This is a genomic window from Actinopolymorpha alba DSM 45243, assembly GCF_000373925.1.
GTDB lineage: Bacteria > Actinomycetota > Actinomycetes > Propionibacteriales > Actinopolymorphaceae > Actinopolymorpha > Actinopolymorpha alba.
The window spans coordinates 65,780-80,078 of sequence record NZ_KB892763.1 but is presented as its reverse complement, the minus strand read 5'-3'; the positions used below and the strand labels follow the sequence as shown (position 1 = coordinate 80,078).

Genomic DNA, 14,299 nt, shown 5'->3' with positions numbered 1-14,299 from the left:
CTTGCCGGTCTGGGTCGGGCGGTGTTGAACGCTGTGGACCCGGATCTTGCGGACATGGTGTTGGCGAAGAAGCTCGCCGAGGAGGAGGCGAAGGCGGCCCGGCGGTGTGAGTTGTCGCTGTACGACGCCCCGGACGGCTCCGGTACCTATCTTCGCGGGAAGCTGGACCCGATCGCGGCGGACCGGTTCCGCACCGCGATCGAGCCGCTCTCGAAGCCGCTCCCGACGACCGCCGACGGGCTGGACCCCCAAAGTGCGGCCCAACGCAGAGGCGANGCGCTCGACGAACTCATCCGCCGCTACCTCGACTCCGGAGCCTCACCATCCCAAGGTGGGGAGAAACCGCACATCGTCGTCACCATCACCGACGAGAACCTGGTCAACGGCACCGGACTCGGACGACTCCTCCGGACTGGGACCTACGTCTCCGCCCGCACCGTCCAAGAATGGGCATGCGACGCCAAAGTCAGCTGGTTCGGCATCCGCGATGGCGAGGTCGCCCTCTCCGACGGCACCCGCTTCTTCACCGGCAGGCTCCGCAAGTTGTTGGAGCTACGAGATCGGGGCTGTTCGTTCCCTGGCTGTGATCGCCCACCCGCCTGGTGCCACGGCCATCATGTCCAGTCGTGGCTGAAAGGCGGACCCACCACCCTCGCCAACGGCGCCTTGCTGTGCGGTTATCACCACCGCCTGATCCACCAAGGAACCTGGCAAGTCCAGCTAGCAGCCGACGGCGTACCCGAATTCACCCCACCCGAATGGATCGACCAGCAACGCAACCCCATCCGCAACCAACGCCTCCGAACCTGACAGGCCAGGAGCAGCAGAGCGCCACCGGCCGCCGACCAGAGCCCGAACTGTGGGCTCGGTCACGTCTGTCACATTCCTTGCTCGCCTCGGGTCGAGGCAGTGAAGCGACACCTGGCGGATGCGACCGCAAGCCGGGCTTGCGGTCGGAAACGAATGTGGAGAACACGATGAACGCACCCATCCTGGTCACCGGTGGTACGGGCACTCTCGGACGCCTGGTCACACCGCTGCTGCGGGACGCCGGCCACCCGGTGCGGGTCCTCAGCCGGCACGGCGGCCAGCCCGGCAACGGTGTCGAGCACGTCACCGCCGACCTGTCCACCGGCGAGGGGATCGAGCGCGCGGTGCGCGGAGCCGAGATCATCCTGCACCTGGCCGGTGGCGCCAAGGGTGACACCGAGGCTTCCGCGAACCTCGTACGCGCCGCGCGACAGGCCGGCGTGCGGCACCTCGTGTACATCTCCGTCATCGGAGCCGACCGGGTCCCGCTGGGGTGGTTCCGCTCGAAGCTGGGTGCGGAGCGGGCGGTCACCGACTCGGGCCTGCCATGGACGACGCTGCGGGCGGCGCAGTTCCACGACCTGGCCTTCAAGACGGCGCAGCAGATGGCGAAGCTGCCCGTGATCCCGATCCCCGGTGGTCTGCGGTTCCAGCCGGTCGACGCCCGCGACGTCGCCGACCGGCTCGTCGCACTAACGCTCGGCAAGCCGGCCGGTTTGGTGCCCGACCTGGCCGGACCGACGGTGTACGGGATGGCCGACCTGATGCGCGGATACCTGGAGGCGCAGGGAAAGCGCAGGTTGATGATGCCGCTGCGGATGCCTGGCAAGGCGGGCCGCGCCTACCGTGCCGGCGACAACCTCACCCTCCACGGTGACACCACCGGCACCCGAACCTGGGAAGCCTTCCTCGCCGAACAGAACTCCCAGACCCACTGAACAACCACGACGGGCACGCCCACCGATTCGCCGCGCCTTCCCGGCGTACTCCGGTCAGCCGCGATCGGGCGACGAGCCGTTGGACGCCGCCGTCTGCGACACGGCCTCGGACGCCAGTCGTACGACTCGACCGACGTTGAGATCCCAACCGAGGCCGTAGGCCGTGCGCTGAACGATCCGGTCGTCCTCGGGCGCCCACCACGTGGCGCGCAGCCGGTCGACCGTCGGTGGGCGGTAGTCGTAAGGAACGCCGGCGACCGTGCCGTGCCAGCTGCGATCGGTCGCCGGACGCCGGAGCTCCCGGATGACGGATGCGACGAGCAAGCCGCCCACAGCACCCACGAGGAGCGTCTCGAACCGACCCATGCGCTTCTTCTTGGACTTCTTACCCATGAGAACCCATCTCCGTTCTGTCACTCCTTACCTACCCAACGTTAGAGCCCACGATCTTTTCAGCAAGCTCCAACGGGTCGGTGACCGGACGGTCGCAGACAAAATGACGGCAGACGTACGCCGCCGCCCGCCCCTCCACCAGGCCTCTGTGCGCCAGGAGCGGGACGTCCACCGGCCGCCCGTCCACCGGCCGCCCGTCCTCCGGCGAGCCCGCCACGACGACCGCACCCGGCGCGGGAGAACGCAGGGCCGTCTGATGAAGAGCCGCGCGGCCCGGATCGCCCGGCTCCCCCACGATCGCGACCTCGACCGGCCCCGCGAGGACCGCTTCGGCCACGGCCAAGCCCCAGCCCGCCGCCCGTGGAGCACGCTCGGCCAGCCGGCCGGCCACGCCCAGCGCGCGCTCGGCCGCCGTACGATGCCGCTCCGAACCTGTAAGGGCGGCGTACGTCAGCAGCGCCCCAGCCGCGGCGTTCTGCCCAGACGGGGTGGCATTGTCCGTGGGATCCTGCGGCCTCCGGACCAGGCGTTCGGAGTCGTCGGCGGTGTCGAAGAAGCCACCCTGCCCGTCACCGAACCGCTGGAGTACGACGTCGAGAAGGCCGCCGGCCCGATCCAGCCACACCGGATCCCCGGTCACCGACAACAGAGCCAGGTATCCCTCCGCGACGTCGGCGTAGTCCTCGAGTACGCCTGGACTCCCGCCCGCGGCCCCGGACCGTGAGGTGCGGACGAGCCGGGAGTGAGCGTCCGTGTGGACCGAGACCAGCAGCTCGGCCGCCTCCCGCGCCGCGTCGACGTACGCCGGCTCCTCCAGCAGCGCGCCTGCCTCGGCGAGTCCGGCGATCGCGAGACCATTCCACGCCGCGACCACCTTGTCGTCCCGGCCAGGCGGCACCCGCTGCGCCCGCGCGGCGAAGAGGCGGGCCCGCAGGTCAGCGAAGCGTTCCGGGTCTGCTGGATCGGCGGGCAGCTGGAGGGTCGACGTGCCATGTTCGAACGTTCCCCGCTCCGTCACCCCGAAGATCTCCGCGGCGAGGTTGCCGTCGTCCTCGCCCAGCACCTCCCGCAGCTGCTGGGGAGTCCAGACGTAGAACTTCCCCTCCACACCTTCGCTGTCGGCGTCAAGCGCGGAGGCGAACCCGCCCTCCGGTGTGCGCAGGTCCCGCAGCAGGAACTCCGCGGTCTCGCGGACTACCCGGGCGGCCAGCGGCGCGCCAGTCAGCCGCCACCAGTGCAGGTAGACCCGGAGCAGCAACGCGTTGTCGTACAACATCTTCTCAAAGTGCGGCACCACCCACGCGCGGTCCACGCTGTAGCGGGCGAAACCGCCGCCGAGCTGGTCGTAGACGCCACCGCGCGCCATGCGTTCGCAGGTCTGCTCCACCAGCCGCAGCGCCGCCGCCGACCGGGTGCGAACGACGTAGCGGAGCAGGAACTCCAGCACCATCGACGGCGGGAACTTCGGCGCGCCACCGAACCCGCCGTTGTCGGCGTCGAAGTCCCGGCCGAGGACGTCGACGGCGCGGTCGAGCAGAGCCGGCGCCGGCGCCTCGCCACCGCTGATCACCGGCCGGTCGAGCTGGGCCACGATGTCACCGGCGGCCTGGAGTACGTCGTCGCGGCGCTCCCGCCAGGTCCGGGCCACCGCCTCCAGCACCTGACCGAACGCCGGCAGGCCGTGGTGGGGGGCGGGCGGGAAGTACGTACCGCAGTAGAACGGCTCACCGGACGGTGTGAGGAAGCAGGTCATCGGCCAGCCACCCTGGCCGGTCATCGCCTGAGTCGCCTCCATGTAGATCGCGTCGACGTCGGGGCGTTCCTCGCGATCGACCTTGACGTTGACGAAGTGGGCGTTCATGAAGGCGGCGATCCGCTCGTCCTCGAACGACTCGTGGGCCATCACGTGGCACCAGTGGCAGGCGGCGTACCCCACCGACAGCAGGACGGGTACGTCGCGCTGGCGGGCCTCGGCGAACGCCGCCTCACTCCAGGGGTACCAGTCGACGGGGTTGTCGGCATGCTGCTGGAGATAGGGGCTCGTCGCTGTCGCCAGGCGGTTCACCATCCATCCACCGTAGACCGCCGACCGCCCGGCCCTCCCATCCACGGCCGCGCGCCTTGGCGCCATCGCGCCAGCCGAGGCATCCCGTGCGACGTCCACGCACCGCGACCAGATATCCGCACGGGCGACGCGTCCCGTCCAGCTTGACAGCGTGTCCAGGTCGAGCGTTCTATTGTGCTAGTTAACTAGATGAATGGAGCTTCGGATGATCGAGTTCCACCTGGACGAGCGGTCCGGCGTCTCGCCGTACCTTCAGCTGGTCCGCCAGGTTCGACAGGCCCTGCGGCTGGGTCTGCTGCAGGAGGGTGACCAACTTCCGACGGTCAAGGAAGTGGTGGCGGGGTTGGCGATCAACCCCAACACGGTGCTCAAGGCCTATCGCGAACTCGAGCGTGAGGGCCTGGTAGCGCCGCGGCCGGGAGTGGGGACGTTCGTGACCCGGACGTTGACCGACGCCTCACTGGCCGCGCACGGCGCGCTGCGTCAGGACTTGCGGCGCTGGCTGACCAAGGCCCGCCGCGCGGGCCTGGACGACGAAAGCATCGAGGCGATCTTCATGACGACCTTTCGGACCGCCGCTCAGGAGGACATAGCATGACCGCCGCCCTGCAGGCCCAGGGCCTCGGCAGGAGGTACGGCAAGCGCTGGGCGCTGTCGGACTGCACCCTGGACATCCCGGCCGGGCACGTCGTGGGCTTGGTAGGCCCCAACGGAGCGGGTAAGACCACCTTGCTGAACCTGGCCAGCGGCCAGCTGGCACCCACAACCGGCACCATCCGGGTGCTCGGCGGTCGTCCCGGGAGCGACCGGGCACAGATGGGAAAGGTTGGCTTCGTCGCCCAGGACACTCCCACGTACGCCGGGCTCACCATCACCGAGCACCTGAAGCTGGGCGCCAAGCTCAACCCGAGGTGGGACGACGCCCTGGCACGAGAACGCATCGAGCGACTCGGCCTCGATCCCGCCCAGCGGGCCGGAAAGCTGTCCGGCGGGCAGCGCGCCCAGCTCGCTCTCACGCTGGGCATCGCCAAACGACCGGAGTTGCTGATCCTGGACGAACCCGTCGCGGCGCTCGACCCGCTCGCCCGCCGCGAGTTCATGCAGGGCCTTCTGGAGGCCACCGTCGAGCACGAGCTCAGCGTGGTGCTGTCCTCCCACCTGGTCTCCGACCTGGAACGAACCTGCGACTACCTGATCGTGCTCGTCGACTCCCGCGTCCAGGTAGCGGGAGAAGTCGAAGAATTGCTGGCCACCCACCACCGGCTCACCGGCCCCCAACGCGACACCGGTCGGCTCCCGGCCGACCAGCAGGTCATTTCCGCCAGCCACACCGACCGGCAGAGCACCTTCATCATCCGTACCGAAGCCCCGATCCACGATCCCGCGTGGACCGTCAGCCAGCTCAGCCTCGAAGACCTCGTACTGGCGTACATGAACACCACCGCCCGTACCCACCACCGACCGGTCCTGGAGGCCCAGCGATGATCTGGCTGACCTGGCGGCAGTTCCGCACCGCGGCCACCGCGGTCTTCGGCGGACTGGCCGCGCTCGCCGCCATCCTGGCCGTCACCGGCCCGCGGCTGGCCGACGACTACGCCACCGGGCTCGCGGACTGCACCACCCAGGGCGGCGACTGCTCGATGTTCGTCCAGAGGTTCTTCAACGAAAACCAGAGCGGCTTTCTCGCCGTCACCGCCGTCATCCTGGTCCTTCCGGCGCTCATCGGGCTCTTCTGGGGAGCGCCGCTGATCAGCCGGGAGCTCGAGACCGGCACGCACCGGCTGGTGTGGAACCAGAGCATCACCCGCACCCGCTGGCTGGCCGTCAAACTGGGACTCACTGGACTGGCCGCCATGGCCGCCACCGCACTGTGCAGCCTGGCGGTGACCTGGTGGTCCAGCACGGTCGACCAGGTCGCCACCGAGAACTTCCCGCGGCTGGGATCGCTGGTGTTCGACGCGCGCGGCGTCGTCCCCATCGGGTACGCGGCCTTCGCCTTCGCCCTCGGCGTAACCGTCGGGATGCTGGTCCGACGCGCGCAGCTCGCGATGGCCATCACCCTGACCGTCTTCGTCGCCGTCCAGATCGCCATGCCGACGCTGGTCCGGCCCCACCTGCTCCCGCCTACCCGCGCGACCGTCGAAATCTCCCATTCCGTTCTGGACGGTTTGATGAGGAATCCCGAGAACGACGCCGTCCGGCTGCAGGCCAAGGCGCCGAAGGATGGAGACTGGTTGCTGTCCAGCCAGACCGTCGACGCAGCGGGAAAGGCCGTCGACGACATCAACGTGTCACTGTCCTCGGGAGCATGCGCGCCAGCAACGGTCGAGCAGGACCGGATGGCGACGTGCTTCGCCGAGATCAGCCGACTCGGCTACCGGGTGCAGATGACCTACCACGCCGCCAACCGATTCTGGCCCTTCCAGTGGATCGAAACCGGCATCTACACCACCAGTGCCGTGGCCCTCACGGGGTTCTGCTTCTGGTGGACCCGCCGGCGCCTGTCCTGACCAAACCCGACCCGGCCGTACGACAAAGGGTCCGTACGGCCGGGCATCCGCGACCGCGGCGCCGCTGGTCGCGTACGGCAGGCGGCGAGCCGGGTGAGGGCTGTCGGCGGGCCCGGCTAGCCTGCGGTGCGTGGGAGGTCAGGTCAGAGCGCGCGGCACGAGCCGGAGTCGAGTCAGGACTTCGGCGACCAGCAAGCCCTCCGCCCCGGCGCGGGCGGACCGGGCGGTCGGCGTTCCGGCCGAGCCGGGGGTTCCGGAGCCACCGGCGTTCCATCTCCACACCGGTGACGTACGCAAGGCCTATCCACAGTGGCCCACCCCGGTGACGATCGTCAGCGACGGGGCTTACGGCGTCCGCGGTTTTCACGGCGACACGACCGGCCCGGATGGCCTGGTGGAGTGGTATCGCCCGCACGTCGAGGCATGGTCGGCCGCGGCCCACCCGTCGACCACCTTGTGGTTCTGGAACACCGAGGTGGGCTGGGCCACCGTCCACCCGCTGCTGACCGAGTCCGGTTGGGACTACGTCCAGACGATCACCTGGGACAAGGGCATCGCGCACGTCGCCGGCAACGTCAACGGCAAGACGATCCGGCGTTTCCCGGTCGTGTCCGAGGTCTGCGTGCTCTACCAACGCCGGTTCGCCGTCGACACCCCGACCGGGTCGCTTCCCGTCCAGCAGTGGCTGCGGCACGAGTGGCAGCGCAGTGGGCTCCCGCTCTATCTGGCCAACGAAGCCTGCGGCGTCAGGAACGCCGCCACCCGTAAATACCTCACGCAGGACTGGTTGTGGTACTGGCCGCCCGGCGAGATGCTCGAGAAGCTCGCGACGTACGCCAATGAGCGCGGCCAGCAGACCGGCTGGCCCTACTTCAGCCTCGACGGGCACAGCATCGTCACCGCCAAGGAGTGGGACGCCCTGCGTTACCGCTGGAACCACCAGCACGGCATCACCAACGTCTGGCACCGCGGCCCGCTCCACGACGACGAGCGGCTCAAGGGCACCCTGCGCCGGGCCGCACCGCGGGTCTACAAACCCACAGCTGGCAGCTCCGCGCACCTCAACCAAAAGCCCCTGGAGTTCATGGAACGCCTGGTCAAGTCCGTGACCGAGCCTGGTGACGTGGTCTGGGAACCCTTCGGCGGGCTCGCGTCCGGATCGGTGGCCGCGGTGGCGCTCGGCCGGCAGGCGTACGTCGCCGAGCTCGACAAGAGCTTCGCGCGGCTGGCACGGGAACGCCTGCGCGGGGCGCTGGAGGCGGCCAACCCGGCGGAGGAGGCAGCCGCGGTCCCGGCCGACCGGCCCCATCCGGCGCCCGCCGGTCGCGACGACTCCGCGGTCGCCCGCCTTCGACCCGCCGGCCAGACGTCCGGAAGGTCCCGCTCGTGACGGCCGCCTCTGATGCGCTGTTCGACCCTTCCCTGGAGACACCGGCCGGGCCGGGCGCACCCGTGGAGCCGGTGCTCGACCCCGACGATCCGCGGACGCGGCTCCAGCGCCGGCTGCGCACCCTGCTGCTCGGGCTGCCGGCGTACTTCGAGTTCACCAACCACGTTGCCGGCGTCAACGCCACCGACCTGCACAGCCTCAACACCCTGCTCGGAACGTCCATCGAAGGGCAGGTCGTCAAGGCTCTCAACCAGCAACGCGCGCTCTGGGACCCCGACGACGAGTGGCTCGGGTACACCTTCGAGCGCCAGTCCCAGCGGTTCCCTGACGTACGCCTGGTCCGCAAAGGATCGCCGTCAGGGCCCAACATCGCGCTCGGGATCGAGCTGAAGGGGTGGTTCCTGCTCGCCAAGGAGGGCGAGCCGAGCTTCCGGTTCACCACCACGCCGGCGGCCTGCGCCGAACACGACCTGCTGGTCGTCGTGCCGTGGTACCTCGACAACGTGCTGTCAGGGTCGCCGGTCGCGGCCGAGCCGTACGTCGTGTCCGCGCGCTGGGCCGCCGACTACCGCAACTACTACTGGCAGTACGCCCGCGACGCGGCCAAGGGCACCGACCGTGCGATCCAGGCGCCGGCCGGCGCGCACCCCTACCCGGGCAAGGACGCGCAGATCGCCGACCAGCCGGCGTACGACGGCGGCAAGAACTTCGGCCGCGTCGCGCGGGTTCGCGGGCTGATGGACGACTTCATCAGGGCCAGCCTCGAGCTCGAGGTGCTCGGCATCCGGATCCTCGACTGGTACCGCTTCCTCAGGATGCACAGCGACCAGGCCGACCCCGACTCGGTCTCGGAGCAGCTGGACCGCGAGCTTCGACGGTCGCTGCGGGGACGGTCGGCCGACGACGTGGCCGGGGCGATGCGGGCGGTGCGCAACCTGGGCAGACTGTTCGGCGCACCGTAGGGCTGCCAGCCCGGCCGCATGCGCCCGAACCCCTTGACGGCATACCATCTTGGGGTATGGTTCACTGGCAGGCGCAGCTACCCCCCGGGGGTAATGAGGAGAAAGCCGTGGAAAGCATCGCGAACGAACAGCCGGCCGCCAAGGGCACCCAGTCTCCCCACGGCGCGTCGCCTGGTTACGTCAACAGCAAGGACGCGCACCTCAAGCGCCTCCGCCGTATCGAGGGACAGATCAGGGGCCTCCAGCGCCTGGTGGACTCCGACACCTACTGCATTGACGTACTCACTCAGGTGTCGGCCGCGACCCGCGCTCTGGAGTCCTTCGCACTCGGCCTCCTGGAGGAGCATCTCGCCCACTGTGTGAGCGAGGCGCTGACCAAGGGCGACGAGGAGGCCCAGGCCAAGGTCAAGGAGGCCTCCGCGGCGATCGCGCGGCTCGTCCGTTCCTGACCTCGGCCACGCGCCACGCGCCACGGCGATGCTCTTGCCCTGCGAGATCACCTCACACCATCGCTTATCGTGAGCGCGGTGTCGCGATCTGCGATCAGGTGTGAGCTCTCGACCTCTCTCCGCCGTTCCAGAACCCATCCGTTCCGCCACCGAACCGTTCCCGTAGGAGAGCTCACATGACCACCACGTCCACCTACACCGTGTCCGGCATGACCTGCGGGCACTGCGTCTCCGCCGTCACGAGTGAACTCGAAGCCCTGGACGGCGTGACGGACGTCAAGATCGACCTGGTCGCGGGCGGCAACTCGACCGTCACCGTGACCAGCGCGGCTCCGCTCCTGATCGATAACGTGACCGAGGCGATCGACGAGGCCGGCGACTACGCGCTCGTCCAGTCCTGATCCGCTCGACTCCCCGATTCCCGCGCTGCTACCGCACCGAATGCACGTCCCAGCCGCATCAGACGCGATGACCCGAACGAATTCCAGCCGCCTGCGACGCCTGTGCACTAGAGCGTTGCTGGTCATCGCGACCCTGGCGGGACTGCTGGCGATGCACGGGTTCGCCAGCGATCACGGCACGACATTCGCGACGGCTCCGGCCGATTCCATGGCCGGAGCCGTCGAACGTGAGGCCAGCGCGCTGCTCACCCCACCCATGGCGGATGGGATGGATCAGGCGGCCTCGGCGGCCGGCGAGGAACAGCTTCGCGACCAGGAGCCGATGGATACGCACGCCGGCATGGCGGCCGGGCTGTGCATCGCCGTTCTCACCCTCACCGGCGGGCTGCTGGTCCGCCTCCTCACCGCTCGCCGATCCGACCTTTCTCACACCTTCGCCGTCCGGGTCCTGGTGGACCACGTCAGGTCCGCCCGAGCCGGGCCGAAGTTCCCACCGTCGTTGTCGGCCCTGTGTGTCCTGCGTACGTAGGAGCCGCCGCTCCTTCGCTGGACCACTTCGACATCGACGAAAGGAAGCACATCCCATGAAGCGCAACGTCGCGCTGCCCGCTGGCGTGCTCGCGGGCGCCCTCCTCCTCGCCGGGTGCGGCGGCACGTCCGGCAACAACTCGACGCACGACATGTCCACGATGGACTCCACCACGTCCGCGACGCCGACAACCCGCCCGACGGGCGACGCGGCCGGGCGTACCAGCACTTCCAGCCCGCACAACCGTGCGGACGTGGAGTTCGCGACCGCGATGATCCCCCACCACGGGCAGGCCATCGAAATGGCGGACATCGCCCTGGAGAAGGCCACGAACGCCGAGGTCAGGCGGCTCGCCACCGCGATCAAGGCCGCGCAGGCGCCCGAGATCAGGCAGCTGTCCGACTGGCTCGCGGGCTGGGGTGAGCCGGTGCCGTCGGCATCCATGGACATGAAGTCCCATGACATGGACATGGGTGACGGCATGATGAGCGCGCAGGAGATGAAGGAGCTCGACGGAGCTTCTGGTGCGGCCTTCGACCGGCTCTGGACCGAACTCATGATCAAGCACCATGAGGGCGCGGTCGCGATGGCCAGAACCCAGCTGCGGCAGGGCGTTTCGCCCGAGACGAAAAAGCTCGCGCAAGCCGTCATTGACGGACAGACCAAGGAGATCACGACGATGAAGGCGCTGCTGCCAACGCTGCGATAGCGCGCGTGAGGCGAGCCGGCGAGCAGAAGCTGAAGCCGGCAAGCGATCGGGGTCTCCTTCGGCAACCCTGCCGAAGGAGACCCCGATCGCCCGTTCGCGGATCAGGCGTTCAGCGGATCACGCGTTCAGCGGATTGCGGCATCGAGGGGACGAGGGCGTCGAGAATGGCGCGGAGGCGGCTGGCGAAGTCAGCCGGATACGTGTGACCGAGGTCCGGTACGACGTCGAGGCGACAGGCAAGTCCCGCTTGACGCAGCGCCTGGTGCGTCCGCATCGGCCCGTCGCCCACCTCGTCATCGTCCTTACCGGCGACGATGACACCGTCCACCTGGCGGCGTACGGCGGCCACAACGTCGTCACTTGGCAGGTGTTCTGGCTCCATCGCGGGGGCGACCACGACGAAGCCGACCGGCGTCCCCGGGCGCCCGACCAGCGCCCACCGCAGCGCCTGCCGGCCACCAGCGGAGAAGCCCGCGGTGACGAGCGGGAGCGAGCGGTCGCGAGCCGGAAGGCTGGCCAGGGCGGCGGCGATGTCGCGTTCGGCAACGCTCGGATCGGGCCAGGAGCGGTACGTCGGCGTGTTGCGCTGCGAGGACTCGACCGCCATGAGAACGAACCCCGCGTCAACCGCGGCTTGCCACTGGTCGGCCGCATCGTCCGCGCCGTCGCCGGCTCCATGCAGCGCCACCAGGAGGCCGCGCGGTGTGGTCTCCGGCCTCTGGATGACCGGCTCGCTCGTCTCGTCGAGAGCACTGTCGGCCCGCTCGCGCGACAGGCTTACCAGCTCGGCGAATCCTTCCCGGCCATGCAGCGAAGCGAGATCATCGTCGTCGAGCAGGATCCGCGGATGCCACCATCCCCCGTCGTCGAATGCCGCTCTGAGTTCGTCAAGTGCGCCTTGCGCGTCGCCTGACGCCGCCCGCAGGCAGGCCGCCGTGTGGGCGAGATCGGACCGATAACGAGGAAGCTCCGGCATAGCCTCATGCACCTCGGTCACCGCCTCGGCGTACAGTTCGGCCACGTACAACGCGAACACCTCGTCGTTGACCGCCTGGTACCGCGTCCGCTCGTCGTTCACTGTCCACTCGCAATCTGTTTCAGGTCGAGCAGGAAGACACCGACCGCGCCCCAGGACGCCATGCCCTCCTCGACCGGTCTGCCGTTCAGGGTTGGCCGTCCATTTGTCGCCGTGGAAAGGATGGCCGGGACCAGCCAGCCGAACTTCGCCGCCGCGCCCGCCGCCACCGCCCGGCGTACGTTATCGATCGGGAGGAGATGGCCGCTGTCAGCCAGGCCGGCAGCGTAGCCGTCGACGAGCACGTCGAAGAGTACGGGCAGCAGGTCGGGGGCCAGATGGAAATCGGTGACCGCATCGACGACGAGGTTGCCGGGGTCCTCGCCGAGTGCGCCCACGCCCGCGAAGGCCCAGTCGATCACCACCGTGTCGCCGGCGACGTCGAAGAGGTTCCTGGGGTGTAAGTCGAGCTCACACAGCGTGCGGGGAAAGGAGTCGAGCACCGCCTGGAAACGCTCGCGATCGGCCCAGAGTGCGCGGAACTCCCCCGCGCGCCCGGTGGGCAACACCTTCTGGACCAACGGGTGGCCCCACGCGTCGGGATCGTCAAGCGGCCCGCACCAACGTACGCGGCGTTCGAGATAGGTGGGTAGCCAGCCGCGGCTCAACCACGGTTGGTCAAGCGCGCCGGCATCGGCAAGGCGACCTTGCAGCTGGCCGAGGTGGCGGGCAGCCAGGTGGTAGCGCCGCAGGTCCCAGTCCGAGCCGGAATTACCCGCCACGTCCTCCATCCAGACGGCGACGGTGCCGTCGGGCCGGTCGACGACACCATGGCTGGCCGGCGCCCGCAGGCCGCCGATCTCAGGCAGGCTGGCCAGCAGGTCACTTTCGAACGCGTCCGCCTCGCGCCGCCAGTAGAACGGATGGCGCGGGTCCTTCTCAGACTGCCATGCGGAGGTGGCCTCACCGTCGGCATGTCGGAGGACCTTGACGATGATGGTCCAGTCCGCGCCGCGTACCCGCCAGATGCCCACCGTGGCCAACCCGGCGACCGCCGGTCGGGCGACGAGCTCCACCTGCCAGGGGCCGAGTCCGTCGCGGGTACGCCCGAGGGAGGGTGCCACCACGTCCCTCAACTCCTCAGCGAGGAACTCCTCCTCCGATGACGTCATCCCGCCCAGTTTGCCGCACCGGAACCCGGCGGCGCATCACGATTTGAGCGAGCCTCCCGGCGTCCTGCCAGGTGTGTGCGCGATCTCGACCGCGGGGGACCCCGCCTCGTGATCGCAGGCCGGCTCAGATTGGGTACAGAAAGAGGTCCTGGTGTTCGACCGGGACGGCATCGAGCACCGCATCATCAGCGGCTGGATCTCCCGCCGCCCTCATCATGACTGTCGGCAAGCAATTCCAATGTCCGTAAAGCTGGCGCCTCCTGCTCCACCGCATCGGCCGCGATGCCACCTGCTTCGGGGTCTTCTGGTTCCCCGCGCCAGCGCCGCAACGCCTGGAGCGGCGTAAGCCCTTCCCCCTTAGCCTGACGTAGCCGTGATATCCAACGCCCCTCGGCATAGAATCCATCAACTCCGGCACCCGTCCGCTTGACGAAAAAGGCTGCGTCTTCAGACTCCGAAGCCCATAAATAGCCCAGTAGTATTCGGGCTCGCGTCACAGGAAGATAGCGAATCGCCCCGTCGACCAGGAAAGCGTAACCAGGTCGTTCGAGAGTGAATGGTGCAAGATCCTCCCAGCCCTGCGATCGATCCATGGTCGCTTCGTCCGGAACGGTCGAGCACTCATCCTCATCCTGTGGGGCCATTGAAAGGATTATGCTCCATTGCTCTGTGTGGGTGCCCCGCGGTGGCAGGTTGCCTCACGGACTGAGCGGCTCGCGCGGCTCGCAGCTGGTTCGCTCCACTGCCTACGCCGGCGATGCGATCCGCCCCACGAGATCGGGGTAGTCGCGGTGCGCGCGCTCGGCCCGCGGTAGCGGACCGCTCAACAGGACTCCGGCCCGCACCGTCGCCGTTGGGAAGTGTCCCTTTCCGGAAGTGCCTGGCCCACTCGCCTTCACCGGCGTACGTTATGCGTTGCTTCAGTGTTGTGAATCCGGGTTCACGTATCCGAACCC

At 68.9% G+C, this 14,299-nt stretch carries 17 protein-coding genes; 11 read left to right on the top strand and 6 right to left on the bottom strand.

Annotation, left to right across the window (positions count from 1 at the left end; all coding sequences use genetic code 11):
• Positions 1-54 precede the first annotated feature (54 nt).
• The gene (locus B141_RS41925) at positions 55-810 is read left to right on the top strand and encodes an HNH endonuclease signature motif containing protein (RefSeq protein ID WP_474775226.1); all 756 of its coding nucleotides are present in this window, start codon (positions 55-57) and stop codon (positions 808-810) included.
• 167 nt (positions 811-977) lie between these two features.
• Positions 978-1,748, top strand: coding sequence for an SDR family oxidoreductase (locus tag B141_RS0121370; RefSeq protein ID WP_020577225.1), 771 nt, complete (start codon positions 978-980; stop codon positions 1,746-1,748).
• Positions 1,749-1,802: 54 nt separating this feature from the next.
• Here B141_RS0121370 and B141_RS41920 read toward each other — a convergent pair whose 3' ends face one another.
• Positions 1,803-2,141, bottom strand: coding sequence for a hypothetical protein (locus B141_RS41920; protein WP_020577224.1), 339 nt, complete (start codon positions 2,139-2,141; stop codon positions 1,803-1,805).
• A gap of 31 nt (positions 2,142-2,172) precedes the next feature.
• Complete coding sequence (locus B141_RS0121360; RefSeq protein WP_020577223.1) at positions 2,173-4,209, bottom strand: thioredoxin domain-containing protein; 2,037 nt, start codon at positions 4,207-4,209, stop codon at positions 2,173-2,175.
• A 202-nt stretch (positions 4,210-4,411) separates the two neighbouring features.
• On the opposite strand from B141_RS0121360, the gene B141_RS0121355 reads away from it, so the two are divergent.
• From B141_RS0121355 to B141_RS0121315, 9 genes are all read left to right on the top strand, one after another.
• Positions 4,412-4,804 (top strand): GntR family transcriptional regulator, encoded by a 393-nt coding sequence (locus B141_RS0121355; RefSeq protein WP_020577222.1) that lies wholly within the window; start codon positions 4,412-4,414, stop codon positions 4,802-4,804.
• Positions 4,801-5,691, top strand: coding sequence for an ABC transporter ATP-binding protein (locus B141_RS0121350; RefSeq protein WP_020577221.1), 891 nt, complete (start codon positions 4,801-4,803; stop codon positions 5,689-5,691). Before B141_RS0121355 ends, B141_RS0121350 begins: the two co-directional genes overlap by 4 nt.
• Positions 5,688-6,716, top strand: a complete 1,029-nt coding sequence (locus B141_RS0121345) for an ABC transporter permease subunit (RefSeq protein WP_020577220.1) — start codon at positions 5,688-5,690, stop codon at positions 6,714-6,716. Before B141_RS0121350 ends, B141_RS0121345 begins: the two co-directional genes overlap by 4 nt.
• Before the next feature lie 130 nt (positions 6,717-6,846).
• On the top strand, positions 6,847-8,106 hold the full coding sequence (locus B141_RS0121340) for a DNA methyltransferase (protein ID WP_020577219.1): 1,260 nt from the start codon (positions 6,847-6,849) through the stop codon (positions 8,104-8,106).
• A complete protein-coding gene (locus tag B141_RS41915) occupies positions 8,103-9,068 on the top strand; it encodes a hypothetical protein (protein WP_020577218.1) in 966 nt (321 codons plus the stop codon). The genes B141_RS0121340 and B141_RS41915 overlap by 4 nt, the downstream gene beginning before the upstream one ends.
• A 116-nt stretch (positions 9,069-9,184) precedes the next feature.
• On the top strand, positions 9,185-9,517 hold the full coding sequence (locus B141_RS0121330) for a metal-sensitive transcriptional regulator (protein ID WP_237742764.1): 333 nt from the start codon (positions 9,185-9,187) through the stop codon (positions 9,515-9,517).
• A 176-nt stretch (positions 9,518-9,693) separates the two neighbouring features.
• Complete coding sequence (locus B141_RS0121325; RefSeq protein WP_020577216.1) at positions 9,694-9,918, top strand: heavy-metal-associated domain-containing protein; 225 nt, start codon at positions 9,694-9,696, stop codon at positions 9,916-9,918.
• A gap of 67 nt (positions 9,919-9,985) precedes the next feature.
• Complete coding sequence (locus B141_RS0121320) at positions 9,986-10,447, top strand: DUF6153 family protein (protein WP_157181175.1); 462 nt, start codon at positions 9,986-9,988, stop codon at positions 10,445-10,447.
• 55 nt (positions 10,448-10,502) lie between these two features.
• Positions 10,503-11,156 (top strand): DUF305 domain-containing protein, encoded by a 654-nt coding sequence (locus B141_RS0121315; protein ID WP_020577214.1) that lies wholly within the window; start codon positions 10,503-10,505, stop codon positions 11,154-11,156.
• 109 nt (positions 11,157-11,265) lie between these two features.
• Here B141_RS0121315 and B141_RS41910 read toward each other — a convergent pair whose 3' ends face one another.
• The 4 genes from B141_RS41910 to B141_RS50335 all read right to left on the bottom strand — a co-directional run bounded on the left by B141_RS41910 (position 11,266) and on the right by B141_RS50335 (position 14,242).
• Complete coding sequence (locus B141_RS41910) at positions 11,266-12,234, bottom strand: serine aminopeptidase domain-containing protein (RefSeq protein ID WP_020577213.1); 969 nt, start codon at positions 12,232-12,234, stop codon at positions 11,266-11,268.
• Positions 12,231-13,343: an aminoglycoside phosphotransferase family protein gene (locus B141_RS41905; RefSeq protein ID WP_020577212.1), complete on the bottom strand. Its 1,113-nt coding sequence runs from the start codon at positions 13,341-13,343 to the stop codon at positions 12,231-12,233. The genes B141_RS41910 and B141_RS41905 overlap by 4 nt, the downstream gene beginning before the upstream one ends.
• A 185-nt stretch (positions 13,344-13,528) precedes the next feature.
• Positions 13,529-13,987, bottom strand: a complete 459-nt coding sequence (locus tag B141_RS49485) for a hypothetical protein (RefSeq protein WP_157181174.1) — start codon at positions 13,985-13,987, stop codon at positions 13,529-13,531.
• A 102-nt stretch (positions 13,988-14,089) separates the two neighbouring features.
• Positions 14,090-14,242 (bottom strand): hypothetical protein, encoded by a 153-nt coding sequence (locus tag B141_RS50335; protein WP_169512954.1) that lies wholly within the window; start codon positions 14,240-14,242, stop codon positions 14,090-14,092.
• Positions 14,243-14,299: the final 57 nt, after the last annotated feature.

Coding starts and splice junctions, on each gene's coding strand:
- B141_RS0121345 (WP_020577220.1), top strand. CDS start 5,688: ATGATCTGGCTGACCTGGCGGCAGTTCCGCACCGCGGCCACCGCGGTC.
- B141_RS0121315 (WP_020577214.1), top strand. CDS start 10,503: ATGAAGCGCAACGTCGCGCTGCCCGCTGGCGTGCTCGCGGGCGCCCTC.
- B141_RS0121370 (WP_020577225.1), top strand. CDS start 978: ATGAACGCACCCATCCTGGTCACCGGTGGTACGGGCACTCTCGGACGC.
- B141_RS0121350 (WP_020577221.1), top strand. CDS start 4,801: ATGACCGCCGCCCTGCAGGCCCAGGGCCTCGGCAGGAGGTACGGCAAG.
- B141_RS0121355 (WP_020577222.1), top strand. CDS start 4,412: ATGATCGAGTTCCACCTGGACGAGCGGTCCGGCGTCTCGCCGTACCTT.
- B141_RS0121360 (WP_020577223.1), bottom strand. CDS start 4,209: ATGGTGAACCGCCTGGCGACAGCGACGAGCCCCTATCTCCAGCAGCAT.
- B141_RS41905 (WP_020577212.1), bottom strand. CDS start 13,343: ATGACGTCATCGGAGGAGGAGTTCCTCGCTGAGGAGTTGAGGGACGTG.
- B141_RS0121320 (WP_157181175.1), top strand. CDS start 9,986: ATGACCCGAACGAATTCCAGCCGCCTGCGACGCCTGTGCACTAGAGCG.
- B141_RS0121325 (WP_020577216.1), top strand. CDS start 9,694: ATGACCACCACGTCCACCTACACCGTGTCCGGCATGACCTGCGGGCAC.
- B141_RS49485 (WP_157181174.1), bottom strand. CDS start 13,987: ATGGCCCCACAGGATGAGGATGAGTGCTCGACCGTTCCGGACGAAGCG.
- B141_RS41920 (WP_020577224.1), bottom strand. CDS start 2,141: ATGGGTAAGAAGTCCAAGAAGAAGCGCATGGGTCGGTTCGAGACGCTC.